Below are 26,999 nucleotides of genomic sequence, written 5' to 3' on the forward strand. Positions count from 1 at the left end.
CCGTCGGCGTTTTGTCGACACCATGTTGGTAAGATACCGACGCACTGTCGACAACATTGGAAGGCTCCTCATGTTCCTCGCGTTGCGCGAGCTCGTCTTCGCGCGCACCCGCTTCCTGCTCATGGGCGGTGTCGTCGCGCTGGTCGCGGTCCTCGTCGTCCTCCTCTCCGGGCTGTCCGCCGGCCTCGTCAACGACGGCGTCTCCGGCCTCGAGCGCACGCCCGTCACCGACTTCGCCTTCGCCGAGGGCACCGGGACGGACGCCGCGTTCACGCGCTCCGTCATCGAGACGGACCAGGTCGGCACCATGGCCGAGCAGCCCGGCGTGCTCGAGGCCGCCCCGTACGGCCTGCTGCTGGCGAACGCGCACCAGGAGGACGGCTCGCCCGTCGACCTCACCCTCGTGGGCGTCGAGCCCGGCTCGTTCGTGGCCCCGGCCGCGATCGCGGAGGGCGACGCCGTCGGGGCGGCGGACGGCATCGTCGTCTCGGCGACCGCCGCCGAGGACGGCCTCGCCGTCGGCGACACCGTGGCCCTCGCCCGCCCGGAGCGCACGCTCACCGTCGTGGGCGTCCTCGAGGACCAGCACACGTTCGGCCACGTCGACATCGCCTACCTCCCGCTCGGCACGTGGCAGGAGCTCCTCGCCGGGGCCGAGCAGCCGGGAGCCGACGTGCCGGACGTCGCGACCGCCGTCGCGCTGCGCACCGACCCCGGGTCGTTCGACCGCGAGGCCGCCGACGCGGCGTCGGGCACGGTGACGCGCACGCTCACCGAGTCCTTCGACGCCTCGCCCGGGTACACGGCCGAGACCGCGACCCTCCTGCTCATCCAGGTGTTCCTCTACGCCATCTCGGCGCTCGTCGTCGGGGCGTTCTTCACCGTGTGGGTCATCCAGCGCCGGCACGAGATCGCCGTCCTGCGCGCCATGGGGGCGCGACGCCGCTTCCTGCTCGCCGACTCCCTCGGCCAGGCCGCCGTGCTCCTGCTCGCCTCGATCGGCGTGGGCTTCGCCCTCGGCGTCGCGGCGGGCGCGGGCCTCGGCGCGTCGCCGATGCCGTTCGCGCTCCAGGCGCCCGACCTCGTGCTGGCCGGCGTCCTGCTCTTCGTCCTCGGCATGGCCGGAGCGGCCGTCGCCGTCGCGCGCATCACCTCCGTCGACCCCCTGACCGCCCTGGGAGGGCAGCGATGAGCACCACCACCCCCGCCACGCCCGTGCTCGAGATCGACCGGGTCACCGTCCGCCACGGCGACGGCGACACCACGGTCGTCGCGCTCGACGCGGTGAGCCTGAGCGTCGCCGCGGGCGAGCTCGTCGGTGTCGTCGGGCCCTCGGGCTCCGGCAAGTCGAGCCTGCTCGCCGTCGCCGGCGCGCTCACGGCGCCGGAGTCCGGGACCGTCCGCCTCGAAGGGGTCGACCTCGGCGCGACGAACGACCGCGAGCGGGCCCGGCTGCGGCGCGAGCGCATCGGCTTCGTCTTCCAGTCCGGCAACCTCCTCCCGGCGCTCACGAGCGTCGACCAGCTCCGGCTCGCGCTGCGGATCGCCGGGATCGACGAGCGCGACCCCCGCGCCCGCGACCCCCGCGAGCTGCTGGGCTCGGTGTCCATGAGCCACCGCGCCGACCGCCGTCCGGACCAGCTCTCGGGCGGCGAGCGGCAGCGCGTGGGGATCGCCCGCGCGCTCGTCGCGAGCCCCGCGCTGCTCCTCGTCGACGAGCCGACGGCGGCGCTCGACCGGGCGCGCAGCCACGAGGTCGTGAGCCTGCTGGCCCGCGAGGTCGAGGCCTACGGCGCTGCGGCGCTCATGGTCACGCACGACCACGACGTGCTCGAGCACTGCCACCGGGTCGTCGAGATGGTCGACGGGCGGCTCGGGCTGCCCGCGGTGGCCGGCTGACGCCGGCGGGCGGCCCCGGAGGGCCGCTCCACCGCCCCCGGTCGGGCATGATGGTCCGGCCGGGGGCCGTCGCGCTCCCGGGGGAGCGCTCCGCAGAGCGCTCCGGGAAGGAGGACCCTCGTGCCCAAGATCGCCGCCCCGACGGTGGCCGAGCACCGCGCGGCACAGCTCCGGACCCTGCTCGACGCCGCCCGCGACCTCATCCGCGAGGACGGCAGCGGGCTCACGCTCGCGGCGGTCGCGGCGCGGGCCGGGCTCGCCCGGTCGAGCGTCTACCAGTACTTCCGGTCGCGGGAGGAGCTGCTCGACGCGGTCGTCGCCGACGTCGTGCCGCGGTGGTCCGCGCGCATCACCGCCGCGGTGGCCACCGCGGCGTCGCCGGAGGACGCGATCGTCGCCTACGCGCGCGAGAACCTGCTCCTCGTGGCCGAGGGCGAGCACGCCGTCGTCGCCGCGCTGCGCGCCGAGGCGGGCCGCGAGGTGCTCGCCCAGCAGAGCGCCGCGATGCACGCGACGATCCTCGTGCCGCTCGTCGAGGCCCTGGAGCAGCTCGGCGTCCCGGACGCCGCGCGCTCCGCGGAGCTCGTCAACGCCGTGGTCCTCGCCGCGGCCCGCCAGGTCGAGGCCGGCGAGGACGCGCGCACGACGCTGGCCCGGGTCCGCGCGGTCCTCGGCTGCCTCGCGCCCGCGTGACCGCCGTCGGCGGGTGGTGCGCGCCGTGTCGGCGGCGTGACGGACAATAGGGGCGTGGTGCTGTACCGAGACGACGCGATCGTGCTGCGCGCCCAGAAGCTGGGCGAGGCGGACCGCATCGTCACCCTCCTGACGCGCGAGCACGGGAAGGTGCGCGCCGTCGGCAAGGGCGTGCGCCGCACGTCGTCCCGGTTCGGCGCGCGGCTCGAGCCGTTCATGCTCGTGGACGTCCAGCTCTACGCGGGCCGGTCGCTGGACACGGTGACGCAGGCGGAGACGATCGGCCCGTACGCGCGCCGGATCTGCGAGGACTACGGCCTGTACACGGCGGGCGCCGCGATGCTCGAGACCGCGGAGCGCCTCGTCGCCGACGAGCGCGAGCCCGCCGTGCAGCAGTACTGGCTGCTCGCGGGCGCGCTGCGGGCGCTCTCGGAGCACGCGCACGCGCCGGGGCTCGTGCTCGACTCCTACCTCCTGCGCGCGCTCGCCGTCGCGGGCTGGGCGCCGTCGTTCGTCGACTGCGCGCGGTGCGGCGAGCCGGGCCCGCACCACGCGTTCGCCGTCGCGCAGGGCGGGGCCGTGTGCTCGCGCTGCCGCCCGCCGGGCTCGACGGCGCCCGCCCCCCAGACCTTCGCCCTGCTCGCCGCGCTGCTCGCGGGGGAGTGGGACGCGGCCGACGCGTCGGACGCCCGGCACCGCAAGGAAGCGAGCGGCCTCGTGGCCGCGTACAGCCAATACCACCTGGAGAGAACGTTGCGATCACTGCGCATGGTGGAGCGGGACGCCCCCGCCCCGCACGTCCCCGCCGTCCCGCACGCCGACGAGGCCGCCGCCTCCGCGGACCCGCGCGCCGGCGCCGGGGCGGACGCCTGATGGCGCGGCGCACGTACCAGCCGCCGTTCCCGCACCCCAGCGGTGCGCGGCCCCCGGCGATCCCGGCGCAGTTCGTGCCGAACCACGTGGCCGTCGTCATGGACGGCAACGGCCGCTGGGCCAACGCGCGCGGGCTGCCGCGCACCGCGGGCCACGAGGCCGGCGAGGCGGCGCTGCTCGACGTCGTCGCGGGCGCCATCGAGATCGGCGTCAAGCACGTGTCGGCGTACGCGTTCTCGACCGAGAACTGGAAGCGCTCGCCCGACGAGGTCCGCTTCCTCATGGGCTTCAACCGCGACGTGATCCGGCGTCGCCGCGACGAGATGGACTCGTGGGGCGTGCGCGTGCGGTGGGCGGGGCGTCGTCCGCGGCTCTGGGCGTCCGTGATCAAGGAGCTCGAGGTCGCGGAGGAGCAGACGAAGCAGAACGACGTCTGCACGCTGACGATGTGCGTCAACTACGGGGGTCGCGCCGAGATCGCCGACGCCGCGGCCGCCATCGCGCGCGAGGTCGCCGCCGGGCGGCTCGACCCGCGCAAGGTCACGGAGCGGACCGTCCAGCAGCACCTCGACGAGCCCGACCTGCCGGACGTCGACCTGTTCCTGCGCAGCTCGGGCGAGCAGCGCACGTCGAACTTCATGCTGTGGCAGGCCGCGTACGCGGAGCTCGTGTTCCTCCCGGAGCCCTGGCCCGACGTGGACCGCCGCTCGCTGTGGCGCGCCGTCGAGGAGTACGCGCGCCGCGACCGCCGCTACGGCGGCGCGGTCGACGCGGTGGGCGGGACGGCGGACGGCACGGCCTGACGTCGTGCGCGGGGCGGCGCGCGCCCTGTCGCCGGGACGCCGTGGGAGGCGGCCGGTAGCGTGCGCGGCATGACTCTGAGCATCGGCATGGTGACCGTCGACTCCACCGACCCGCGGCCGCTCGCCCAGTGGTGGGCGCGCCGCCTCGGCGGGCGGCTCGTCGACGAGGCGGACGGGTGGTTCCTCGAGGTCGTGCCTGCCGAGGGGGTGACGGCTCCGGTCCTCGGGTTCCAGCGCGTCGAGGACCCGACGCCCGGCAAGAACCGGCTGCACCTGGACCTCGGCACGTCCGACCGCGAGGCGGACGTCGCGGCGCTCGTGGCGGACGGCGCGACGCTCGTCAGCGAGCACACCATCCCCGGGTACCGCTGGGCGGTGCTGGCCGACCCGCAGGGCAACCAGTTCTGCGTGGGCGCGCCCGAGGAGCCGACGAGCGTCGGCTGAGGCGGGGTCGTCCCGTCAGGGCAGCCCGTCAGCGGGCCAGCGCGTCGAGCCGGGCGGCGAGCTCGGCCGGGCGGCTGAGCGCCACGAGGTGGCCGCCCGGCATCGTCTCGACCTCCGCGCCGAGCCGCTCGCGCGCGACGGCGCGCTGGAAGGGCGGCGGGAAGAGCCGGTCGTCGTCGCCCTGCAGCACGACCGTGGGCACGGCGGGCCACGCGCGGGCCGGCCACGGCTCGGCGAAGGACCGCTCGGACGGCTGCCGGTCGCTGCGCTGCACGACGGCCGCGACCGGCTCCGGCACGTCGTGGAAGAAGTCGTCCACGGGGTCGAACGGGCCCAGGCCCGTGGCGGCACGACGCGCGGCGTGGTCCGTCGCCCGCCACCAGTCGCCCCCGCTCTCGCCCGGTCGCGGGATCATCGGGTTGAGCAGCACGAGCAGGCGGACCGCCTCGCGCTCGCACACGAGCGGCCCGACGTACGCGCCCATGGACTGGGCGACGACGACGAGGTCGTCCGTCTCGGCGGGCGCCGTCGCCCGGTGCAGCGTCGTGACCGCGACGTCGGTGAGGTCCGCCCAGCCGTGGCCCTCGTCGTGCTGGGGGAGGTCGACGGCGACCGGCCGGTGGCCGAGCCGGTCGAGCTCCGGGACGAGCAGGTCCCAGTACGCGGGGTCGCCGCCGGCGCCGGGCAGCAGGAGGAACGTCGTCATGGGGGTTCGGACGGTCCGGGACCGCTCATCTCATCGGTCGGTGCGCGGCGCGTCCTGGTCACGGGGGAGCGTCGCCTGCCCGTCCAGAGCGGGGACGTCCTCGGCGGGCTCGCCGGTCGGCGCGACCGCGGTGTCGGCGCCCGCCCGGGCGGCCCGACGGCGGGCCATGAGGACCACCGCCACGACGACCCCGACGACGATCGCGACGAGCACCGCGACGCCCGTCGGCGAGCCCGTCGCGGCGGCGAACGCGGCGGTCCACACCGCCCACCCGACGGTCGCGTAGATCGTCGCGTGCACCGCGCACCCGAGGATCATGGCCGCGAGGTAGCGCCCGAACGGCATGCGCACGACGCCCGCGGCGGCGTTGATCACGGTCTTCGTCCCGGTCGCGAGGAACGACGCGGGCACCGCGAGCACGCCCCACCGCCGCACGGTCTCGATCCCGCGTGCGGCCGACCGCCCGGACAGCCAGGCGTGGACGCGCGCGACCCACGGCTTGACGGGGCGCGTGCGGTCGAGCGTCCACGTCGTGACGAGGCGCGCGATCCAGTAGGTGGCCTGCGTCCGCACGAACGCGATCGCGAAGAAGAAGGCGAAGAGCGCGGCGAACGGGGCGCCGTCCAGCGCGTCGGGCACCGCTCAGTCCTGGACGGCGGTGGCCCGCGCGCAGCCCGCGCACGTGCCGAACAGCTCGATGGTGTGCTGGATGTCGACGAACCCGTGCGAGGTGCCGACCTGGTTGGCCCAGGCCTCGACCGTCGGGCCGTCGATCTCGACGGTCCGGCCGCACGCCCGGCACACGAGGTGGTGGTGGTGCTCGCGGCGCTCGCACCGGCGGTAGAGGTTCTCGCCCTCCTCGGTGCGCAGCACGTCCACGTCGCCGCCGTCCGCGAGGCTCTGCAGCGTACGGTAGACGGTCGCGAGCCCCACGTTGTCGCCGCGCGTGCGCAGGATCTCGTGGAGCTGCTGGGCGCTGCGGAAGTCCTCCAGGTCCTCCAGCGCGTCCGAGACGGCGGCGCGCTGGCGGGTCATGCGCTGCACGGGTCACCTCCGGTGGTGCGGTGGGTCGACCCCGAGGGTACGAGGTCGAGCTCGACGTCGTCGGGGATGTCCGGGTGCGGGTCCCGCGCGACGCGCGGCCGCCGACGGACCCACAGGGGCCGCAGGGCGGCGACGACGAGGTACGTCGCGATCGCGAGGACCACGATCGTCGCACCCGGCGAGACGTTGTTCCAGTACGTGAAGGACAGCCCGACGACGCACACGACCACCCCGACGACCGACGCGACGAGCATCGTGCGGCGGAACGAGCGCGTGACGAGCTGGGCGACCGCGACGGGCACGATCATGAGGGCGCTGACGAGCAGCAGCCCGACGACCCGCATCGACACGGTCACGGTGAGCGCGGCGACGACGGCGACGGCGATGTTCAGCGTGCGCACGGGCAGGCCGGACGCGCGCGCGAACTCCTCGTCGTGGCTCACCGAGAACAGCGCGGCCCGCAGGCCGACGCCGACGAGCAGGATCACCGCGCTGAGGACGACCGTGAGGACGAGGTCCGACGACGTCACCGTCGAGATCGAGCCGAACAGGTACTGCATGAGGCTGCCGGAGGAGCCGCCCGCGAGGCCGATGAGCAGGACGCCGCCCGCGATGCCGCCGTAGAAGAGGAGCGCGAGCGCGAGGTCACCGCTCGTGCGGCCCCGCTCGCGCACGACCTCGATCGCGACCGCGCCGAGCACCGCCGCGACGACCGCGCCGGGGATCGCGAGCGCGTCGTTCGGCACGACGCCCATCGCCGCGCCGACGAGCCACCCGAGCGCGACGCCGGTGAGCGCGACGTGCCCGATGCCGTCGCCGAGCAGCGAGAGCTTGCGCTGCACGAGGTACGTGCCGACGACGGGGGCGCTGACGCCGACGAGCAGCGCCGCGAGGAGGGCGCGCTGCATGAGCGGGTCGGTGAGCAGCAGGGAGATCTCGGAGAACAGGGTGGTCATGAGGCCGTCCTGGGTGCGTGGCCTGCGGAGAGGTCGGGGTTCAGGGTGTCGGTGAGGCCCGTCTCCGGGCCCGCGGGACGGGTGTCGCCGTCCACGGGCTCGTGCGGGTGCAGGTGCTGGTGCGTCGCGCCCGCGTGCGTGGACGACGCGCGGGGCGGGGCACCGTCGTGCACGACGCGCCCGTGGCGCAGGACGACCGCGCGCTCGACGAGCGGGGCGAGCGCCCCGAGCTCGTGCAGCACCACGAGGACCGTGAGGCCGTCGCCCACGAGCCGCGTCATCGTCGCGGCGAACGCCTCCTGGCTCGGCTTGTCGACGCCCGCGACGGGCTCGTCGAGCACGAGCAGGTCGGGCCGGCGCACGAGGGCGCGCGCGATGAGCACGCGCTGCTGCTGCCCGCCCGAGAGCTCGGCCGTCGAGTCGTCGGCGCGGTCCGCGAGGCCCACGAGCTCGAGCGCCTCGACCGTGCGGTCGCGCCACCCGCGCGGGAGCCGGAGGCGGCCCCCGCCGAGGAGCCCGGACGCGACGACCTCCGACGCGGTGGACGGCATGCCCGAGGGTGCGCTCACGCGTTGCGGCACGTACCCGAGCCGCCGCCACGGCAGCCGCGGGCCGAGCGGCGCGCCGAACAGGTCGACGGAGCCGCGGGAGAGCGGCACGATCCCGACGAGCGCGCGGACCAGCGTCGACTTGCCCGAGCCGTTCGCGCCGAGGAGCGAGACGACCTCGCCCGCGCGGACCGAGAGGTCGATGCCGCGCAGGATCTCGCTCCCGCCGAGGGTCACGTGGACGTCGCGCGCGGCGATCAGCTCCGGTGCGTCCGTCATGCGCACGCGAGGCCGGACGTGAGCGCCTCGAGGTTGGACTCCATGACCTCACGGTAGTCCGTCGCGCCCTCCGCGAGGCTCTCGAGCGGGTCGAGCAGCGCGGTCCGGACGCCGAGGTCGTCGGCGAGCGTCTGGGTCACCTTGGGGCTGACGAGCGTCTCGAAGAAGAGCGTGGTCACGCCGTTCTCCCGGACGACCTCGCCCACCTCGCGCAGGCGCGCGGGGGAGGGCTCCGCCTCGGGGTCGATCCCGGAGATCCCGACCTGGTGCAGGTCGTAACGTTCGGCGAGGTAGCCGAAGGCCTCGTGGGAGGTGACGAGCGTCGCACCCGCGCACGGGGCGAGCGCCTCGGCGAACTCGGCGTCCAGGTCGTCGAGGTCCGCGGTGAGGGCGGCGGCACCGGCCGCGTAGTCGTCGGCGTGGTCGGGGTCGAGCGCGGAGAGCTCGTCGGCGACGGCGTCGCCCACCGAGGCCAGACGGGTCGGGTCGAGCCAGAAGTGCGGGTCCGTGGGGCCGTGGTCGTGACCGTCGCCGGACTCGTCCGCGTGCTCGGCGTGCTCCTCCGCGGTCTCGTCCGCGTGGTCGCCCTCGCCGCCGGGGTGCTCCTCGAGCCCGGCCGACGCCGCGGCGTCGACCACGTGCTCGGGGGCGCGCTGCTCGATGCCCTCGTCGACCGCGGGCTGGAACCCCGAGAGGTAGACGACGAGGTCGGCGTCGCCGATCGAGCGGACCTGCGCGGGTGCGAGCTCGAGGTCGTGCGGCTCGGCCGCGGGCGGCGTGAGGTTCGCGACGTCGACGTGCTCCCCGCCGACCTGCTCGACGACGTACTGGAGCGGGTAGAACGACGCGAGCACCTGGAGCCGGCCGTCGTCGCCGCCTCCTCCTCCCGAGCCGCCGTCTCCGGGGGAGTCGCCGAGGGAGCACGCCGCGACGAGCGCGGCCGTGGCGAGGGCGGCGGTGGTGGCGAGGGCGCGACGGCGCCGGGCGGGGGAGCGGTGCATGACCACCAGTCTCCGCCTTCTTGAGAATGAATGTCAAAACCGTTCCCGGTGAGCCGGGTCACGGCCGGGTACGCTGGTCGGTCGGCGCCCGTGCGGGCGTCGCCCACCCGTCCAGCCCCCACGAGCCACGTGCGGGGCCGTGAGCACCAGGAGTGATGTCCGTGGCCGCAGCGCCCTCACCCACCGCCCGTCTCGACGCCGTCGTCTCCCTCGCCAAGCGGCGCGGGTTCGTCTTCCCCTCGGGCGAGATCTACGGCGGCACCCGCTCCGCGTGGGACTACGGGCCCCTGGGCACCGAGCTCAAGGAGAACATCAAGAAGCAGTGGTGGCGCGCGATGGTCACGAGCCGCGACGACGTCGTGGGCCTCGACTCGTCCGTGATCCTGCCGCGCCAGGTGTGGGTCGCGTCGGGCCACGTGGGCGTCTTCACCGACCCGCTGACGGAGTGCCTGCACTGCCACAAGCGGTTCCGCGAGGACCAGATGATCGAGGAGTTCGAGGAGAAGAAGGGCCGTGCGCCCGAGGGCGGCCTCGCCGAGATCGTCTGCCCGAACTGCGGCACGCGCGGGCAGTGGACCGAGCCGCGCGACTTCAACATGATGCTCAAGACGCACCTCGGCCCCGTCGAGGACGAGTCGGGCCTGCACTACCTGCGCCCCGAGACGGCGCAGGGCATCTTCGTGAACTTCGCCAACGTCATGGGCGCGAGCCGCAAGAAGCCGCCGTTCGGCATCGGCCAGATCGGCAAGTCGTTCCGCAACGAGATCACGCCCGGCAACTTCATCTTCCGCACGCGCGAGTTCGAGCAGATGGAGATGGAGTTCTTCGTCGAGCCCGGCACGGACGCCGAGTGGCACCAGTACTGGATCGACACGCGCACCGACTGGTACGTGGACCTCGGCATCCAGCGCGACAACCTGCGCCTGTACGAGCACCCGCAGGAGAAGCTCTCGCACTACTCGACCCGCACGGTCGACATCGAGTACCGCTTCGGCTTCTCCGGCTCGGAGTGGGGCGAGCTCGAGGGCATCGCGAACCGCACCGACTTCGACCTCAAGACGCACGCCGAGCACTCCGGCAAGGACCTGTCGTACTTCGACCAGACGAAGAACGAGCGCTGGGTGCCCTACGTCATCGAGCCGGCCGCGGGTCTCACGCGCTCGCTCATGGCGTTCCTCGTCGAGGCGTACACCGAGGACGAGGCGCCGAACGCGAAGGGCGGCGTGGACACGCGCACGGTCCTGCGCCTCGACCACCGCCTCGCGCCGGTCAAGGCCGCCGTGCTCCCGCTGAGCCGCAACGAGCAGCTCTCGCCCAAGGCGAAGGACCTCGCGACGGAGCTCCGCAAGTACTGGAACGTCGACTTCGACGACGCCGGCGCCATCGGCCGCCGGTACCGCCGCCAGGACGAGATCGGCACGCCGTTCTGCATCACGGTCGACTTCGACACGCTCGACGACCAGGCCGTGACGATCCGCCACCGCGACTCGATGAGCCAGGAGCGCGTCGCGCTCGACAAGGTCACCGAGTACCTCGCCGGGCACCTGCTCGGCGCCTGACGCGTCAGCGGCCCGGCGCACCGGCGCCGGGCACGCAGGAGGGGCGGGACCGTACGGTCCCGCCCCTCCTGTCGCGTCTCGTCGGGACGCGTCGCCCCCAGCGGCCTCGCGCTAGCGGGCCGCCCCCTTAGCCCTGTTGAGCAGGCCGATCACCAGGCTCACGACGAGCACGATGATGCCGATCCAGATGAGGATCTTCGCGGCCTCGATGGCGACGCCGAGGATGAGGAGCACGGCGCCGACGATGACCAGGATGAGCCAGAGAGGCATGTCGTCCCTTTCGTCCGTGTCCGGCCTGGATTGCCGGACCTCCTCAACACTGCCACGACCGTGCGCTGCTCGCTCGTCGAAACGGGGCTCGTCGTGCAGCGGGAGCCGGGTGGGACAATGGAGCGCGTGACTGCACCCGCTCCTGCCCTCAGCACGACGACCGACCGCCCCGACCCGGGGACCGGTCCGCTCGTGGCGCCGCTGCGGATCGGCCCGATCGTCGTCCGGACGCCGGTGGTCCTCGCCCCGATGGCCGGCGTCACGAACCGCGCGTTCCGCACGCTGTGCCGCGAGGCCGGCGCGTCCGGCGGCGACGACCCCGGCCTCTACGTCGCCGAGATGGTCACGAGCCGCGCGCTCGTCGAGCGCAACCCCGAGGCGCTGCGCATCGTGACGTTCGGCGCCGACGAGACGCCGCGGTCCGCGCAGGTGTACGGCGTGGACCCCGCGACCGTCCGCGAGGCCGTGCGCATCATCGTCGCCGAGGACCGCGCCGACCACGTCGACCTGAACTTCGGCTGCCCGGTGCCCAAGGTCACGCGCAAGGGCGGGGGAGCGGCGCTGCCCTGGAAGCGCGACCTGTTCACGGCGATCGTGCAGGGCGCGGTCGAGGCCGCCCGCCCGTACGGGGTCCCCGTGACCGTGAAGATGCGCAAGGGCATCGACGACGACCACCTCACGTACCTCGAGGCGGGTCGGATCGCGGAAGGCCTGGGCGTCGCCGCCGTCGCGCTGCACGCGCGCACCGCCGCCGAGCACTACTCCGGCACGGCCGACTGGTCCGCGATCGCGCGGCTCAAGGAGGCCGTGACGAGCGTGCCGGTGCTCGGCAACGGCGACATCTGGTCGGCCGAGGACGCCGTGCGCATGGTGCGCGAGACCGGGTGCGACGGCGTCGTCGTCGGGCGCGGCTGCCAGGGCCGGCCGTGGCTGTTCGCCGACCTCGCCGCGGCGTTCGCGGGCCGCCCGGAGCGCGTGCGCCCCGGGCTGCGCGAGGTGGCGGGCACGATCTACCGCCACGGCGAGCTCATGATCGAGTACTTCGACGGCGACGAGGGCAAGGGCATGCGCGACCTGCGCAAGCACATGGCCTGGTACCTCAAGGGCTACGCGGTGGGCGGCGACGCGCGCCGCGCGCTCGCGATGGTCTCGACGCTCGCCGAGCTGCGCGCGCTGCTCGGCGACCTCGACCAGGTCGCGCCCTACCCCGGCGAGGCCGCGGAGGGTCAGCGCGGCCGGGCCGGGTCGCCCAAGACGCCGCACCTGCCGTACGGCTGGCTCGACTCGCGCGAGCTCGACGCCGAGCACGAGGAGCGCCTGCGCGAGGCCGAGCTGAGCGTCTCCGGCGGCTGAGCGCCGCCTCCTCGCCGACCGCTCCGCGCTGCCCTGCGCCGACGGGACGAGAAGCACGACGCGGCGGCGTCGGTCAGTGCGCGCGCAGCCAGACGGTCGTGTCGGACGGGACGCGGACCTGCGGGTCCGCGGAGCGGTCGGTCAGGACCGGGCCGGAGGCCACGAGGACCTCCGCGCCGTGCGGCAGGACCACGGGCTCGGCGCCCAGGTTCGCGAGCACGACGACGTCGCGGTTGCGGAAGGCGACGACGTCCGCCGAGCCGGCGAACTCCTCGACCCACGCGAGCGTGCCCGCGCCCAGACGCTCCGCGCGACGCGTGGCGAGGGCCGTGCGGTACGTCTCGTAGGTCGAGCCCTCGACGCCGCGCTGGACGTCCGCGGCGTAGCGGCCGTACGACTGCGGCTGGGGGAGCCAGGTCTTGCCGGACGGCCCGAACCCGAAGCCCTCGGCGTCGGCGCGCCAAGGGAGGGGGATGCGGCAGCCGTCGCGGCCCGCCTCGGCGCCCTGGGTGCGGAAGAACGCGGGGTCCTCGCGGACGTCGTCGGGCAGGGCGGTGTGCTCGGGGAGACCGAGCTCCTCGCCCTGGTAGAGGTACGACGACCCGGGCAGGCCGAGCATGAGCAGCGACGCGGCGCGCGCACGGCGCAGGCCGAGCTCCTCGTCGGGCTGCGGGTCGTGGGCGAAGATGCCGTTGGGGCGCAGGCCCGGGTCGGCCAGGCCGAGGCGCGACGCGTGGCGCACGACGTCGTGGTTCGACAGGACCCACGTCGTGGGCGCGCCGACCTCGTCGTTCGCGTGCAGCGACGCCGCGATCACGGTGCGCAGCGGCGCGGCGTCCCAGCCGGTGGTGAGGAACGAGAAGTTGAACGCCTGGTGCATCTCGTCCGGGCGCACGTAGCGCGCGAGGCGCGAGAGCGGCTCGACCCACGCCTCGGCGACGAGCGCACGGTCGCCGTCGTACTCGGCGAGGACGCGGTGCCACGCGCGGTAGATCTCGTGGACGCCGTCCTGGTCGAACATCGGGCCGGAGTTCCCGGCGCCCGTCGAGCCGTCCTCGGGGGCGCCCGGGTCGGTGCCCTCCTCGCCGTCGGCGGCCTCGGTGCCCTCGACCATCGAGACGGTGCCGTCCCAGTCGGGCAGGCCGTCGGCCTTGATCATGCCGTGCGCGACGTCGACGCGGAACCCGTCCACGCCCTTGTCGAGCCAGAAGCGCAGGACCTGCTCGAACTCCTCGCGGACCTCCGGGTTGTCCCACGCGAGGTCGGGCTGGGTCGAGTCGAAGAGGTGCAGGTACCACTGCCCGGGCGTCTCGCCCTCGGCGCCGGTCACGGGGCGGGCGTTCGCACCGGCCGTGACGCGGGTCCACGCGGGGCCGCCGAAGATGGACTGCCAGTTGTTCGGGGGCAGCTCGCCGTGCTCGCCCTCGCCCTCGCGGAAGATGTACCGCGCGCGCTCCGGCGAGCCCTCGGGCGACGCGAGCGCCGCCTGGAACCAGGCGTGCTGGTCCGACGTGTGGTTCGGGACGAGGTCGACGATGATCCGGATGCCGCGCGCGTGCGCCTGGGCGAGGAGCTCGTCGAAGTCCGCGAGCGTGCCGAACAGCGGGTCCACGTCGCGGTAGTCCGCGACGTCGTAGCCCGCGTCCTTCTGGGGCGAGCGGTAGAACGGGCTCAGCCAGACGGCGTCGACCCCGAGCTCGGCGAGGTGGTCGAGCTTCGAGGTGATGCCGGGCAGGTCGCCGACACCGTCGCCGTCGCCGTCCGCGAAGGAGCGCGGGTACACCTGGTAGATGACGGCGTCGCGCCACCACTCGGGGGCCTCGCCCGGCCCGGTGTGCACGAGCGCGCCCGTGCTGAAGGGCGCCGGGGCGGTGGCCAGCCCGGTGCTGGTCGCGGCGGCGGTCGGCGTCGAATCGATACGAGTCATCGAGCTGTCGGTCCTCACGTACGTGGTGCTGGGGTTTTCAGGGGATCTTCCGGTGGTGGTCACTCGGCTGGCGGAGCGGGGTGTCGCCGACCCTCCGTCGAGTGTAAGCGCTTGCGGTGCGGTGCCGACGAGGGGTCGGCGGACGCCCGCAGCGAGGTGCGTGGACTTCCGGGCGCCGGTCTCAGGCGGTCGGCGAGCCCGCCGCGGCGACCGTGCTCGCGTCCGTCGCGGACGCCGCGCGGGCCGGGGCTGCCCCGGTCGAGTCGCGGACGATGAGCTCCGGCTGGAAGAGGAGCTCGGTCCGCGGTGCCCGCTCGCCCGCGATCTCCGTGAGCAGCGCGCTCACGGCGGCGTGCGCCATGGCGCTCACGGGCTGGCGCACGGTGGTGAGCGGCGGGTCGGTGAAGGCGATGAGGGGCGAGTCGTCGTAGCCGAGCACCGAGACGTCCTGCGGCACGCGCAGCCCGCGCGAGCGCGCCGCACGGATGGCGCCGAGCGCCATGAGGTCGGAGCCGCAGACGATCGCGGTGTGGCCCGAGTCGATGAGCTCGCCGCCTGCGGCCTGGCCGCCCTCGACGGTGTAGAGCGTCACGACGACGTGCTGGGCCGCTTCCGTCTCGTCGCTGACGAGGCCGTGCCGCACGAGCGACTCGGCGAAGCTCGCGAGCTTGCGCTGCGCGGGGACGAAGCGGTCGGGGCCGATCGCGAGGCCGACGCTGCGGTGCCCGAGCGAGACGAGGTGGCGCACCGAGAGCTCGACGCTCGCGACGTCGTCGGGCGAGACGAACGGGGCGTCGATGCCCTCGGCGAAGCCGTTGACCAGGACGATCGGGATGCCCCGGCTGCGCAGCCGCTCGTAGCGCTCGTGGCTCGCCTGGGTGTCCGCGTGCAGGCCCGAGACGAAGACGATGCCGTCGACCGCGTGGTCCATGAGCATGTCGACGTAGTCGTCCTCCGTGGTCCCGCCCGGCGACTGCGTGCACAGCAGCGGCGTGTACCCGTGCTCGGACAGGAGCGACTCGATCGTCTGGGCGAACGCGGGGAAGACGGGGTTCGTCAGCTCCGGGACGACGAGGCCGACGAGGCCGGCGGAGCGGGTGCGCAGCGTCGACGGTCGCTCGTAGCCCAGCACGTCGAGCGCGGCGAGCACCGCCTGGCGGGTCTCGCTCGCGACGCCGGGCTTCCCGTTGAGGACGCGCGAGACCGTCGCCGTGGAGACGCCTGCCTGGGCGGCGAGATCACTGAGACGGGTACGCACATGGGGCAGCGTAGGGGACACCGGACCTCCTCGTCCTGGTCGTCCGGTCGGCGAGCCGCGATCCCCTGTGCGGAGGCGCGCGGACCCGTCGACCGGAGGAGGCGGGTGGGCGCCGGTCGACGCCCTGCAAAGCGTTGCATGAAAGTTACCGCAACGACTTGCACCTGTGCCACCTCCCGCTCTACCGTCGTGCTCATCAGGGTCCGGCGCCGGTGCCAACGCCGGAGCGGGCCGCCCATCACGACACGCTTGGAGTGACCACTGATGCGACGGAGCATCCTTCTTGCCGCCGCGCTGACCACGACGCTGGCGCTGACCGCCTGCTCGTCCGGCGGCTCGGGCGACGAGACCACCGACGAGCCGAGCGCCGAGGGTTCGTCCGCCGGTGGCTCGCTGACCGTCTGGGTCGACGAGACCCGTCAGGACGCCGTGACCGCGGCGGCCGAGTCGTTCGAGACCGAGACGGGCACGACGGTCGACGTCGTGCTCAAGAACTTCGAGGACATCCGGGCGGACTTCCTCGCCCAGGTCCCGACGGGCGAGGGCCCCGACATCACCGTCGGCGCCCACGACTGGCTGGGCGAGCTCACCACGAACGGCGTCGTGGCGCCGCTCGAGCTGGGCGACAAGGCAGCCGAGTTCGAGGACGTCTCCATCGAGGCGTTCACGCAGGACGGCCAGGTCTACGGCCTGCCCTACGCGATCGAGAACATCGCCCTCATCCGCAACACCGCGCTCGCGCCGACCGCCCCCGCCACGTGGGACGAGGCCGTGGCCGCGGGCCAGGCCGCCGGGACGCAGTTCCCGATCCTGGTCCAGTCGGACGGCGACAAGGGTGACCCGTACACCCACTACCCGTTCCAGACGTCGTTCGGCGCCCCTGTCTTCGCGCAGAACGAGGACGGCAGCTACTCGTCCGAGCTCGCGATGGGCGGCCCCGAGGGCCAGGCGTTCGCGCAGTGGCTCGGCGCCCAGGGTGCGGCCGGCGTGCTCAGCCAGGACACGACCTACGACATCGCCGTCGAGGCGTTCAAGAACGGCCAGTCGCCGTTCATCGTCGGCGGTCCGTGGATGATCGACTCGTTCGAGGGCCTCGACCTGTCGATCGACCCGATCCCCACCGCGGGCGGCCAGCCCGCGCAGCCGTTCGTCGGCGTCCAGGGCTTCTACCTGAGCGCGGAGAGCGACAACGCGATCGTCGCGAACGACTTCCTCGTGAACTTCCTGTCCACCGAGGAGGCGCAGCTCGCGCTGTACGAGGCGGGCAACCGTCCGCCGGCGCTGACCGCCGCCGCCGACACCGCCGCCGCGGACGACCCGATCGTCGCGGGCTTCCGCGCCGTGGGTGCCGAGGCCGTGCCGATGCCGTCGATCCCCGAGATGGCTGCCGTGTGGAGCTTCTGGGGCGTCACCGAGGCGGCGATCGTCGCCGGTGCCGACCCGGTCTCGAGCTGGGACAAGATGATCGCCGACATCCAGGGCGCGATCGACTCCTGATCCGGGTGCAGCCCGCCGTCGCGGTGCGCAGGGCTCCTGCGCACCGCGACGGCGCGTCCCGACCTCCGGCCCGGAACGGGCCGCGACGCAGCACGACGACACTCCAGAAGACGCAGCACCCCGCGCGTCCGACGACCTCGGAGGCACCACGATGTCCGCCCCTCAGACCACGGCCGGCGACGAGCGCGTCGGCACCTCCGGAGCCGACGGCCCGCCGCCGCGCGGCGAGCGCCGCCTGCGGCCGCGCGACGCCTCGCACGCGCGCGACTACGGGCCCGGGTTCTTCGTCAAGCTCGCCCTCATGGCGGTCGTGGACGCGCTCGGCGTGTACGTGGTCTGGTCCGCGTGGACGGCGGGCTCGTACGGCATCCTCGCCGCGACGCTCGCGATGCTCGTCGCGGCGAACTGGGTGTACTTCTCCAAGCGGTCCCTGCCGCTGAAGTACATCCTGCCCGGCCTGATCTTCCTGCTCGTCTACCAGATCTTCGTCGTCGGGTACACGGGCTACGTGGCGTTCACCAACTACGGCACGGGCCACAACTCGACGAAGGAGCAGGCGGTCTCCGCGCTGCTCATCCAGAACGAGCGCCGGGTCGAGGGCTCGGCGTCCTCCGCGCTGACCGTCGTCGAGGACGGCGACGCGCTCGGGTTCGCGGTCGTCACCGACGACGGCGAGGTCGAGGCCGGCACGGCCGAGCGGCCGCTGTCGGTCGTCGACGGCGCGACCGTCGAGGACGGCCGCGCGACCGAGGTCCCCGGGTACACGGTCCTGCCGCGCGACCAGGTGCTGCAGCGCCAGGCCGAGGTGACCGAGCTGCGCGTCCCCGTCTCGGACGACCCCGAGGACGGCTCGATCCGCACCACCGACGCCCGCACCGGCTACGTGTACACGTCCGCCCTCGAGTGGGACGCGGCGGCCGACACGATGACCGACACGACGACGGGCACGGTCTACACGCCGAACGACGAGGGCCAGTTCCAGGCGCCCGACGGCTCGACCCTCGCGGTCGGGTGGCGCGTCCCGGTCGGGTTCGACAACTTCGTCACCGCGTTCTCGGACGCCCGCTACGCCCAGCCGTTCGTCAAGATCCTGCTGTGGACGTTCGTGTTCGCGATCGGCTCGGTCGCCACGACGTTCCTGCTCGGCCTGTTCCTCGCGATCGTCTTCAACGACACCCGGATGCGCGGGCGCAAGGTCTACCGGACGCTCATGATCCTGCCGTACGCGATCCCGGGCTTCCTCGCGGCGCTGCTGTGGTCCGGGCTGCTCAACACGCGGTTCGGGTTCATCAACGAGGTGATCCTGGGCGGCGCGCACATCCCGTGGCTCACCGACCCCTGGCTGGCGAAGCTGTCCGTCCTGGGCGTGAACCTGTGGCTGGGCTTCCCCTACATGTTCCTCATCTGCACGGGCGCGCTGCAGTCCCTGCCGTCCGACGTCATGGAGGCCGCGAAGATCGACGGCGCGGGCCGCTGGACCACGTGGCGCGCGATCACGCTGCCGCTGCTGCTCATCTCGACCGCCCCGCTGCTCATCTCGTCGTTCGCCTTCAACTTCAACAACTTCACCCTGATCTACATGCTCACCGGGGGCGGGCCACGCTTCGCCGACGCGTCCGTGCCGCTCGGCCACACGGACATCCTCATCTCGATGGTGTACTCGATCTCCGGCGTCGACGGCTCGGCGCAGAAGGACTTCGGGCTCGCGAGCGCCCTGTCGATCGTCATCTTCGTCATCGTGGGGACGATCTCGGCCATCGCCTTCCGCAGCACGCGCAAGTTCGAGGAGATCAGCTGACATGGCGACCACCCAGGCACCCCCCGTCGTCGGCGGCACCGCCGTCCCGGCGTCCCGGAACCGCATGCGCCCGGGGCGCTGGTTCTCCGAGCTGGGCTGGCGGCACGTCGTCGGCGTGATCGCCGTCGTCTACGCCGCGTTCCCGCTCGTGTACGTCCTGTCGGCGTCGCTGTCGGAGAACGGGACGCTCACCGGCTCCAACTCGCTGTTCTCCGACGTGAGCACCGCGAACTACGCCCAGCTCGGCACCACGATGTTCTGGACGTGGATGGGCAACACGCTCGTCATCGCGGTCGCGACGTCGGTCGGCACCGTGCTCATGGGCGCGGCGGCGGCGTACGCGTTCTCGCGGTTCCGCTTCAGCGGCCGGCGCGCCGGCCTCACGTCCCTGCTGATCATCCAGATGTTCCCGCAGATGCTCGCATTCGTCGCGATCTTCCTGCTGCTCATCGGGCTCGGGAATGTCGTGCCGGTCCTCGGCCTCAACAGCAAGATCGCGCTCGTCGCGGTGTACCTCGGCGGAGCCCTGGGCGTGAACACGTTCCTCATGTACGGGTTCTTCAACACCGTGCCGCGCGAGCTCGACGAGGCCGCGAAGATCGACGGCGCGACCCACACGCAGATCTACTGGACGATCATCCTGCGCCTCGTCGCGCCGATCCTCGCCGTGGTCGCGCTGCTGTCGTTCATCAGCACGTTCGGCGAGTTCATCATCGCGCGCATCGTCCTGTCGTCCGAGAGCAACTGGACCCTCGCCGTCGGGCTGTACGGGTGGGTGTCGTCGCTCAAGGAGGCCAACTGGGGCCTCTTCACGGCCGGTGCCGTCATCTCGGCGCTGCCCGTGCTCGCCCTGTTCCTCTACCTGCAGAAGTACATCGTGGGCGGCCTCACGGCCGGCTCCGTGAAGGGCTGACCGCGTGCACGACGTCGCCACCCCCGTCCCGCACCACGACGGCTCGGCGCTGTACGTCCCCGAGGGCGTCCCCGCCCTCGGGGACACGGTCCCCGTCCGCGTGCGCGTGCCCCGGTCGGCCGGCGTGCGCGACGTGTGGCTGCGCACCGTGCGCGACGGCGAGCCGCGCCTCGCCCCGGCGCGCCTCGACCGCTCGGACGAGCACGAGGACTGGTACGTCGCCGAGGTCCTCGTGCACAACCCGGTGACCGGCTACCGGTTCTTCCTCGACGAGGGCGAGCGCGGCTACCGCTGGCTCAACGGCCGGGGGGTGTGGGACCGCGACGTGCCCGACGCCGCGGACTTCCGCCTCACCGTCCACGAGGGCGCGCCCGCGTGGATGCGCGACGGCGTCGTGTACCAGGTCTTCCCCGACCGGTTCGCGCGCTCGGCCGGGGCCGACGGGCGTCCGCTCCCGGAGTGGGCCGTCCCCGCCGCCTGGGACGACGAGCCGCACGGCGCGGGGCCCGACGTCGGCACGCAGTACTACGGGGGCGACCTCGCCGGGGTCGAGGAGCGGCTCGACCACCTCGTGGCGCTCGGCGTCACGACGCTCTACACGACGCCCGTCTTCCCGGGGCGCTCGAACCACCGCTACGACGCGAGCACGTTCGACCACGTCGACCCGCTGCTCGGCGGCGACGCGGCGTACGCGTCGCTGATCCGCGCCGCGCACGCGCGCGGGCTGCGCGTCATGGGCGACCTCACGACGAACCACACGGGCGCCGGGCACGAGTGGTTCGCGCGGGCGCTCGCGGACCCCGGCGCGCCGGAGCGCGACTTCTACTACTGGACCGACGGCGAGCCCGGGTACGTGGGCTGGCTCGAGCACGCGTCGCTGCCGAAGCTGTCGTACGGCTCGGCCGAGCTCGGGGCGCGCATGATCGACGGGCCCGGGTCCGTCGTCGGGCGCTACCTGCGCGAACCGTTCGGTCTCGACGGGTGGCGCATCGACGTCGCCAACATGACGGGCCGCTTCGGCGCCGAGGACCGCACGCTCGACGTCGCGCGGCGCCTGCGCACGACGATGCGGGGCGTGAGCCCGGAGGCCGCCCTCGTCGCCGAGCACTTCCACGACGCCTCGGGTGACCTCGCGGGCGACGGCTGGCACGCGAACATGAACTACTCGGCGTTCACGCGCCCGGCGTGGACCTGGCTGTCTCCCGCGCACTCGCCCGTGCCCTACCTCGGGCTGCCGGTGCGCACGCCGCGCCGGGCCGGGCCGGCGGTCGTCGAGACGATGCGCGAGTTCGACGCCGTGCTGCCGTGGCGCGTGACCGCGTCGCAGTGGAACATGCTCGGCTCGCACGACACCCCGCGGCTGCGCTCGATCGTCGGCTCGCGCGAGATGGTCGAGGTCGCGGCGACGCTCCTGCTCACCTACCCGGGCACGCCCGTCGTCTTCGCGGGCGACGAGGTCGGGCTCACGGGCCTCAACGGCGAGCACGCGCGCGCGACCATGCCGTGGGACGACGCGGGCTCGGGCCACGGGCGCTGGGACGGCGCGACGTTCGACCTGTACCGGGCGCTCATCGCGGTGCGCCGCGGCTCGGACGCGCTGCGCCACGGCGGCCTGCGCTGGGTGCACGTCGCCGACGACGCGCTCGTCTACCTCCGGGAGACGCCCGAGGAGCGTGTCCTCGTCGCGCTCGCGCGCGCGCCGTGGGGCGGCGTCACGTTGCACCCCGCGCTCGTGGGGCGCGGGGAGCCCGAGCGGCTGCACGGCGCGCTGACCCTCGCCCCGCACGACGGCGGCGCCCGGCTCGCGGGCGACGGCCCGGCCGTCGGGGTGTGGCGCCTGCCCTAGCCGAACAGGTGCGCGACCGCGCGCACCGCGTCGTCGTACTGCGCACGGTCGAACGTGAACGCCCCGAGCGCGGAGTAGTCCCACTCGGGACGGAACGGCTGCGTGAGGTCGCGCCACGTGACGGTCGTCGCGTCGGCGTCGACCGCCACCTCGAACGGCCAGCACCCCGCCTCGTGGCAGTCGCACGCGAGCACCCACGCCCGCCCGCCCGCGGGCACGCGACCCCGCCCGTACCACTGGTGCGCGGCGTCGCCGTAGCGGAAGAACGCGGGGACCAGCCCGCCGTACGCGCCCGCGGGGGAGTACCCGCGCGCCGACTCGAACCGTCCGACGACGTCCACGAGCGACCGGCCGTCCACGTACGGGACGACCTCGACCAGGCCGTCGACGGTGACGGCCCGTAGCTCGAGCGCACGCGCTGCACCCATACGCCGGAGGGTACGCCCACGGCGGCCCGCCCGCCGTCCGCCGGGTGCCGACCGGCGTCGTTACGCTGGGGCCCGTGCAGACGTTCGAGCAGCAGGCGTTCGACCCCGCGGTCGTGGGGACCGGCCCGCGCCCGGCGCGCGGCGAGGAGGGCACGGCGTCGTACTCCGACGCCGACACCGAGCGGTGGTTCGTCGAGTCCGCGAAGTCCCGGGCCCGCACGCCGTTCGAGCGTGACCGCGCGCGCATCGTGCACTCGTCGGCGCTGCGCCGTCTCGGCGCCAAGACGCAGGTGCTCGGGCCGGGCAGCGACGACTTCGTCCGCACCCGGCTCACGCACACGCTCGAGGTCGCGCAGGTGGGCCGCGAGATCGGCAAGGCGCTCGGCTGCGACCCGGACATCGTCGACACCGCGTGCCTCGCGCACGACCTCGGGCACCCGCCGTTCGGGCACAACGGCGAGCGGGCGCTCGCGGACCTCGCGGTCGACGTCGGCGGGTTCGAGGGCAACGCGCAGACGCTGCGCCTCCTCACGCGGCTCGAGCCCAAGGTCGTGGAGGACGGCCGGTCGTACGGGCTCAACCTCACGCGCGCGAGCCTCGACGCGAGCGTCAAGTACCCGTGGGGCGCGGGGGAGGCCCCGCTGCGCGCGGACGGTCGGCCCACGCACAAGTTCGGCGTCTACGAGGACGACCGCCCGGTGTTCGACTGGCTGCGCGCCGGGGCACCCGCGCAGGTGAAGTGCCTCGAGGCGCAGGTCATGGACCTGGCGGACGACGTGTCGTACTCCGTGCACGACGTCGAGGACGCCGTCGTCGGCGGGCGCATCGAGCTCGCCGTGCTCGACGACCCCGACGAGCGCGCGCGCGTCGTGCGCGCCGTCCACTCGTGGTACGGCACCGCGTACGACGAGGCGGCGCTCGACGCCGCGATCACCCGGCTCCAGGGCACCGGGCACCTGGTCACCGGCTTCGACGGGTCGCGCCGCGCGCTCGCCGCGCTCAAGGACGCCACGAGCCAGCTCATCGGCCGGTTCACCGGTGCGGCCCAGGACGCGACGCGGGCGCTGTTCGGGGACGGCCCGCTCACGCGGTACGCGGCGCGTCTCGTCGTGCCCGACGAGACGGTCGCCGAGATCCTCGTGCTCAAGGGCGTCGCGGTCGCGTACGTCATGGCGCCGCGCGAGCAGGAGCCGCTCTACCAGCGCCAGCGCGAGGTGATCGCCGACCTGGTGCACGTGCTTGGCGACCGCGCGCCCGTCGCGCTCGAGCCGTCGTTCGCGGCGGACTGGGAGGCGGCGCCCGACGACGCCGCCCGCCTGCGCGTGGTGATCGACCAGGTCGCGTCGCTCACCGACGTCTCCGCGATGCAGCTCCACGCGCGCCTCGTGCGCCCGCCCGCCTGACCGGCGGGCGCACGGGCCGGGTCAGCCGCGCTCGGCGACCCACGCGTCGCTCGCGCGCTGCACGTCCTCGGCCGTCACCGACTCCGCGACGGTCGCGAAGTACCAGCGGTGCCCGAACGGGTCGCGCACCGCCGCCTGGCGGAACCCCTCGAACCAGTCCGACGGCTCCGCGAGGCTCGACGCGCCGGCCGCGAGCGCCCGCGCGTACGCGGCGTCGGCGTCCTCGACCGGGACGGTGAACGACGCGTGCGTCGGGGCGCCGGGCTCGGGCGCGACCGAGTCCGGCGGGAACGCCTCCGCGACGGTGAACGTGCTGGTCCCCGCCGGGGAGACGAGCCGCAGGTCGGAGTGGATGACGGCGTCGCCCGCCGTGATCGTGTCGACCACCTCGGCGCCGAGCGCGGCCTCGTAGAACGCGATGGCCTCGCGCGCGCCGCTCACCGTGACGTTGGGGTGCAGTGCCGACATCTCCATGGTGTCCTCCTCCTCGTGGTTCCCCACCGACCCGGGGCGGGCCGTCCCCCCATGCTCGTGTCGGCGGGCCGTGCCAGTCTTGGAGGAATGCGACAGGTGTTCGAACCCGCCGGTGCCGGCGCCCCCGCGGGTCCCCGGCGCCCGACGACGTCCGTCCGCGGCCTCGTCGACCCCGCGGCCGCGCGGCGCGGCTTCGAGCTCGTGCGCGTCGAGCCCGCCCCCGACCTCGCCGACCTCGTGGAGCGGCACTGGGTCGTGCGGTGGGACCTGCCGCCCGGCACGGAGTTCACCCAGGTCCTCGTGCCGCACCCCGTCGCGAACGTCGTGGCCGAGGAGTCGGGGTACGTCGCGCACGGGATCCCGCCCGGGCTGTTCGAGCGCACCCTGACCGGGTCGGGCGCCGTCGTCGGCACCAAGCTCCGGCCGGGCGCCTTCCGGGTGCTGCTCGGCCACCCGGACGCCGTGCGTCCGGGCGTGCAGGTCCCGGCCGCGGCGCTGCTCGGCCCGACGGCGGAGCGCACCGGCGCCGCCGCGCTCGCCCTGGCGGTCACCGGCCGCGACGAGGAGGCCGCGCGGACGGTCGAGCCCCTGCTGCGCGCCCGGGCCGAGCGGGTCCGCACCGCGCGCGTGACGCGTGACCTCGACCGGGTCGCGCGGGCGTTCGCGGCGCTCGTCGGCGGCGAGCTCGGGCCGGGGGCGGGCGTGGGCGACCTCGCGGACGTCGTCGGCACGTCCGCGCGCTCGCTGCAGCGGCTGTTCGCCGCGTCCGTCGGCGTGAGCCCCAAGTGGGTGCTCCAGCGGCACCGCGTGCACCTCGCCGCGGACCTCCTGGCGGCGGACCCGGGCCAGGACCTCGCGGCGCTCGCGACCGCCGTCGGCTACTACGACCAGGCCCACCTCGGGGCGGACTTCGCGCGCGCGACGGGCGTCACCCCGGGCGCGTACGCGCGCCGCTGCGCGGCGTCGCGCGCGGCCCTCGTGGGGGCGGCGGCGGGGACCGGCGCCGGGGTGACGGACGCCGCCGCCGGGGCACCCGCCGGGCCGGCCCGGGGCGCATAGACTCGCCTCGTGGCAGGTCTGATTCGACGCGAGGACGTGGAAGCCGTCCGCGACCGCGCGCGGATCGACGAGATCGTCTCCGCGCACGTCACGCTCAAGACCGCAGGCGTCGGCTCGCTCAAGGGCCTGTGCCCGTTCCACGACGAGCGCTCGCCGTCGTTCCACGTGCGTCCCGGCGTCGGGCGCTGGCACTGCTTCGGCTGCGGCGAGGGCGGCGACGTCATCTCGTTCGTGCAGAAGATCGACGGTCTGACGTTCGTCGAGGCCGTCGAGTACCTCGCGGACCGCATCGGCATCCAGCTCCGCTACGAGGACTCCGGCGGCCCGCAGCGCCCGCGCGAGGAGCCCGGCCGCCGCCAGCGCCTGCTCGAGGCGCACCGCGTCGCGGCCCAGTACTTCTCCGAGCAGCTCTTCGCCCCGGGCGCCCAGGCCGCGCGCGCGTTCCTCGCCGAGCGCAGCTTCGAGCGGGCCGACGCCGAGCACTTCGGCGTCGGGTACGCGCCGACCGGCTGGGACAACCTCCAGCGCCACCTCCAGGGCCGGGGCTTCACGCAGGCGGAGCTGGTCGCCTCCGGCCTCATGAGCCAGGGGCAGCGCGGCATCTACGACCGGTTCCGCGGCCGGCTCATGTGGCCGATCCGCGACGTGACGGGCGAGATCATCGGGTTCGGCGCGCGCCGCCTCTACGACGAGGACCAGGGCCCCAAGTACCTCAACACGCCCGAGACCACGCTCTACAAGAAGTCGCACGTGCTCTACGGCATCGACCTCGCCAAGCGCGAGATCGCGAAGCAGAAGCGCGTCGTCGTCGTCGAGGGGTACACGGACGTCATGGCCGCGCACCTGTCCGGCGTGACGACCGCCGTCGCGACGTGCGGCACCGCGTTCGGCTCGGACCACGCGCGCATCGTGCGGCGCCTCCTCGGCGACACGACCGCGGGCGGCGGCATGCAGCTCGCGTCGGGCGCGTCCGTCGGGGGAGAGGTCGTCTTCACGTTCGACGGCGACGCCGCGGGCCAGAAGGCCGCCGTGCGGGCGTTCGGCGAGGACCAGCGCTTCTACGCCCAGACGTTCGTGGCGGTCGAGCCGAGCGGCATGGACCCCTGCGAGCTGCGCATGGCGCGCGGGCCGGACGCGGTGCGCGCGCTCGTCGACGGCCGCCAGCCGCTCTTCGAGTTCGTCATCCGCACGACGCTCGCCTCGTTCGACCTCGACACGGCCGAGGGGCGCGTCGGCGCCCTGCGCGCGGCCGCTCCCGTCGTCGCCGGCATCCGCGACACCGCGCTGCGGCCCGAGTACGCGCGCATGCTCGCCGGCTGGATCGGCACCGACGCGGAGCGCGTCCGGCGCGAGGTCGCCGCGGCCGCCAAGCGCGGCAGCGCGCCCGGGCCCGTGCGGACCGCCCGGCCCGACGACGCCCGCCCCGGCGCCGAGGCCCGGCCGCCCGAGCCCGAGGTCCCCGCGCTGCCCTCGCCCGACCCGCGCGACCCCGTCGCGCGCCGGGAGCGTCTCGCGCTCGCCGCCGTCCTCCAGTACCCCCAGCACGTGCCGCCGATGTTCGACGACCTCGGCGAGGACGCGTTCGCCGTCCCGGCCTGGCGTGCCGTGCACGCCGCGATCCGCGCCGCGGGCGGCGTGCGCGAGGGCAGGTCGCTCGGCGCCGGGCACTGGGTCGAGGCGGTCGTCGAGCAGGCCGCCGAGCCCGTGCGCGGCCTCGTGACCGAGCTCGCCGTCGCGCCCCTGCCCGAGGACCGGGAGAACGTCGTCGGCGGCTACGTCGCGGGCGTCGTGCGCGGCCTCGTCGACCTGGGCCTCACGCGCCGCGTCGCCGACGCGAAGAGCCGGCTCCAGCGGCTCGACCCGTCGGTCGACCTCGCCGCGTACCAGGAGGCGTTCGCCGCGCTCCTCGCCGTCGAGGCCGAGCGCCGCACGCTGCGCGAGGGCGAGATCGCCTGACCCCCACCGCTC

At 74.3% G+C, this 26,999-nt stretch carries 26 protein-coding genes; 15 read left to right on the plus strand and 11 right to left on the minus strand.

All coding sequences use genetic code 11. From position 1 onward, the window contains the following. The first annotated feature begins 70 nt into the window (after window positions 1-70). From ACI769_RS08525 to ACI769_RS08550, 6 genes are all read left to right on the plus strand, one after another. On the plus strand, window positions 71-1,192 hold the full coding sequence (locus tag ACI769_RS08525; protein WP_085387707.1) for an ABC transporter permease: 1,122 nt from the start codon (window positions 71-73) through the stop codon (window positions 1,190-1,192). Continuing rightward, window positions 1,189-1,899 carry an ABC transporter ATP-binding protein gene (locus ACI769_RS08530; protein WP_085387708.1) on the plus strand — a complete coding sequence of 237 codons (711 nt, stop codon included), beginning with the start codon at window positions 1,189-1,191 and terminating at the stop codon, window positions 1,897-1,899. Before ACI769_RS08525 ends, ACI769_RS08530 begins: the two co-directional genes overlap by 4 nt. A 120-nt stretch (window positions 1,900-2,019) precedes the next feature. Continuing rightward, window positions 2,020-2,592, plus strand: a complete 573-nt coding sequence (locus ACI769_RS08535; protein ID WP_085387709.1) for a TetR/AcrR family transcriptional regulator — start codon at window positions 2,020-2,022, stop codon at window positions 2,590-2,592. 54 nt (window positions 2,593-2,646) lie between these two features. Next, complete coding sequence (recO, locus tag ACI769_RS08540; RefSeq protein WP_061266734.1) at window positions 2,647-3,465, plus strand: DNA repair protein RecO; 819 nt, start codon at window positions 2,647-2,649, stop codon at window positions 3,463-3,465. After that, the gene (locus ACI769_RS08545; RefSeq protein ID WP_085387710.1) at window positions 3,465-4,268 is read left to right on the plus strand and encodes an isoprenyl transferase; all 804 of its coding nucleotides are present in this window, start codon (window positions 3,465-3,467) and stop codon (window positions 4,266-4,268) included. Before recO ends, ACI769_RS08545 begins: the two co-directional genes overlap by 1 nt. Before the next feature lie 69 nt (window positions 4,269-4,337). After that, window positions 4,338-4,712 (plus strand): VOC family protein, encoded by a 375-nt coding sequence (locus ACI769_RS08550; RefSeq protein ID WP_085387711.1) that lies wholly within the window; start codon window positions 4,338-4,340, stop codon window positions 4,710-4,712. A 28-nt stretch (window positions 4,713-4,740) separates the two neighbouring features. On the opposite strand, the gene ACI769_RS08555 is transcribed toward ACI769_RS08550, so the two are convergent. The 6 genes from ACI769_RS08555 to ACI769_RS08580 are packed head-to-tail and all read right to left on the minus strand — an operon-like array spanning window position 4,741 to window position 9,246. Then, complete coding sequence (locus tag ACI769_RS08555) at window positions 4,741-5,418, minus strand: alpha/beta fold hydrolase (protein WP_085387712.1); 678 nt, start codon at window positions 5,416-5,418, stop codon at window positions 4,741-4,743. Window positions 5,419-5,448: 30 nt separating this feature from the next. After that, window positions 5,449-6,057 (minus strand): DedA family protein, encoded by a 609-nt coding sequence (locus tag ACI769_RS08560; protein WP_198163052.1) that lies wholly within the window; start codon window positions 6,055-6,057, stop codon window positions 5,449-5,451. A gap of 3 nt (window positions 6,058-6,060) precedes the next feature. Beyond that, a complete protein-coding gene (locus ACI769_RS08565) occupies window positions 6,061-6,453 on the minus strand; it encodes a Fur family transcriptional regulator (protein ID WP_009864106.1) in 393 nt (130 codons plus the stop codon). Beyond that, entirely contained in the window at window positions 6,450-7,418 is a 969-nt protein-coding gene (locus ACI769_RS08570) for a metal ABC transporter permease (protein WP_108048469.1), read from the minus strand. Before ACI769_RS08570 ends, ACI769_RS08565 begins: the two co-directional genes overlap by 4 nt. Continuing rightward, complete coding sequence (locus ACI769_RS08575; RefSeq protein ID WP_085388721.1) at window positions 7,415-8,245, minus strand: metal ABC transporter ATP-binding protein; 831 nt, start codon at window positions 8,243-8,245, stop codon at window positions 7,415-7,417. The genes ACI769_RS08570 and ACI769_RS08575 overlap by 4 nt, the downstream gene beginning before the upstream one ends. Further along, window positions 8,242-9,246 carry a metal ABC transporter substrate-binding protein gene (locus tag ACI769_RS08580; protein WP_085388722.1) on the minus strand — a complete coding sequence of 335 codons (1,005 nt, stop codon included), beginning with the start codon at window positions 9,244-9,246 and terminating at the stop codon, window positions 8,242-8,244. The genes ACI769_RS08575 and ACI769_RS08580 overlap by 4 nt, the downstream gene beginning before the upstream one ends. Window positions 9,247-9,401: 155 nt before the next feature. Here ACI769_RS08580 and ACI769_RS08585 point away from each other — a divergent pair, with 155 nt between their 5' ends. Beyond that, complete coding sequence (locus ACI769_RS08585) at window positions 9,402-10,805, plus strand: glycine--tRNA ligase (RefSeq protein WP_085387713.1); 1,404 nt, start codon at window positions 9,402-9,404, stop codon at window positions 10,803-10,805. A gap of 111 nt (window positions 10,806-10,916) precedes the next feature. Here ACI769_RS08585 and ACI769_RS08590 read toward each other — a convergent pair whose 3' ends face one another. Further along, a complete protein-coding gene (locus ACI769_RS08590) occupies window positions 10,917-11,075 on the minus strand; it encodes a hypothetical protein (RefSeq protein ID WP_021483859.1) in 159 nt (52 codons plus the stop codon). Between the two features lie 117 nt (window positions 11,076-11,192). Here ACI769_RS08590 and dusB point away from each other — a divergent pair, with 117 nt between their 5' ends. After that, window positions 11,193-12,428, plus strand: a complete 1,236-nt coding sequence (dusB, locus tag ACI769_RS08595; protein ID WP_409141473.1) for a tRNA dihydrouridine synthase DusB — start codon at window positions 11,193-11,195, stop codon at window positions 12,426-12,428. A 73-nt stretch (window positions 12,429-12,501) separates the two neighbouring features. Here dusB and ACI769_RS08600 read toward each other — a convergent pair whose 3' ends face one another. Continuing rightward, window positions 12,502-14,355, minus strand: coding sequence for a glycoside hydrolase family 13 protein (locus ACI769_RS08600; protein WP_051027567.1), 1,854 nt, complete (start codon window positions 14,353-14,355; stop codon window positions 12,502-12,504). Between the two features lie 181 nt (window positions 14,356-14,536). Next, window positions 14,537-15,613: a LacI family DNA-binding transcriptional regulator gene (locus tag ACI769_RS08605; protein ID WP_232322543.1), complete on the minus strand. Its 1,077-nt coding sequence runs from the start codon at window positions 15,611-15,613 to the stop codon at window positions 14,537-14,539. Between the two features lie 264 nt (window positions 15,614-15,877). Here ACI769_RS08605 and ACI769_RS08610 point away from each other — a divergent pair, with 264 nt between their 5' ends. The 4 genes from ACI769_RS08610 to ACI769_RS08625 all read left to right on the plus strand — a co-directional run bounded on the left by ACI769_RS08610 (window position 15,878) and on the right by ACI769_RS08625 (window position 21,667). Further along, complete coding sequence (locus tag ACI769_RS08610; RefSeq protein ID WP_043651729.1) at window positions 15,878-17,110, plus strand: extracellular solute-binding protein; 1,233 nt, start codon at window positions 15,878-15,880, stop codon at window positions 17,108-17,110. A 151-nt stretch (window positions 17,111-17,261) separates the two neighbouring features. Then, a complete protein-coding gene (locus ACI769_RS08615) occupies window positions 17,262-18,908 on the plus strand; it encodes an ABC transporter permease subunit (protein WP_051027565.1) in 1,647 nt (548 codons plus the stop codon). A 1-nt stretch (window position 18,909) separates the two neighbouring features. Next, a complete protein-coding gene (locus tag ACI769_RS08620; RefSeq protein ID WP_043651727.1) occupies window positions 18,910-19,821 on the plus strand; it encodes a sugar ABC transporter permease in 912 nt (303 codons plus the stop codon). 4 nt (window positions 19,822-19,825) lie between these two features. After that, entirely contained in the window at window positions 19,826-21,667 is a 1,842-nt protein-coding gene (locus ACI769_RS08625) for a glycoside hydrolase family 13 protein (protein ID WP_043651725.1), read from the plus strand. Here ACI769_RS08625 and ACI769_RS08630 read toward each other — a convergent pair. Next, the gene (locus ACI769_RS08630) at window positions 21,664-22,095 is read right to left on the minus strand and encodes a hypothetical protein (protein WP_051027564.1); all 432 of its coding nucleotides are present in this window, start codon (window positions 22,093-22,095) and stop codon (window positions 21,664-21,666) included. The genes ACI769_RS08625 and ACI769_RS08630 overlap by 4 nt on opposite strands. Window positions 22,096-22,208: 113 nt before the next feature. Between ACI769_RS08630 and ACI769_RS08635 the strand changes: the two genes are divergently transcribed. Continuing rightward, entirely contained in the window at window positions 22,209-23,498 is a 1,290-nt protein-coding gene (locus ACI769_RS08635) for a deoxyguanosinetriphosphate triphosphohydrolase (protein WP_051027575.1), read from the plus strand. Window positions 23,499-23,519: 21 nt separating this feature from the next. Here the strand turns inward: ACI769_RS08635 and ACI769_RS08640 are convergent, their stop codons facing one another. Beyond that, the gene (locus tag ACI769_RS08640; protein ID WP_043651788.1) at window positions 23,520-23,972 is read right to left on the minus strand and encodes a VOC family protein; all 453 of its coding nucleotides are present in this window, start codon (window positions 23,970-23,972) and stop codon (window positions 23,520-23,522) included. A gap of 96 nt (window positions 23,973-24,068) precedes the next feature. Here ACI769_RS08640 and ACI769_RS08645 point away from each other — a divergent pair, with 96 nt between their 5' ends. Together ACI769_RS08645 and dnaG are read left to right on the plus strand one after the other, a co-directional pair. Beyond that, window positions 24,069-25,031, plus strand: a complete 963-nt coding sequence (locus ACI769_RS08645) for a helix-turn-helix domain-containing protein (protein ID WP_198163053.1) — start codon at window positions 24,069-24,071, stop codon at window positions 25,029-25,031. 9 nt (window positions 25,032-25,040) lie between these two features. Next, window positions 25,041-26,987: a DNA primase gene (gene dnaG, locus ACI769_RS08650; protein ID WP_085387717.1), complete on the plus strand. Its 1,947-nt coding sequence runs from the start codon at window positions 25,041-25,043 to the stop codon at window positions 26,985-26,987. Window positions 26,988-26,999: the final 12 nt, after the last annotated feature.

The sequence above is a fragment of the Cellulosimicrobium sp. RS genome (assembly GCF_046159675.1).
Lineage (GTDB): Bacteria > Actinomycetota > Actinomycetes > Actinomycetales > Cellulomonadaceae > Cellulosimicrobium > Cellulosimicrobium funkei.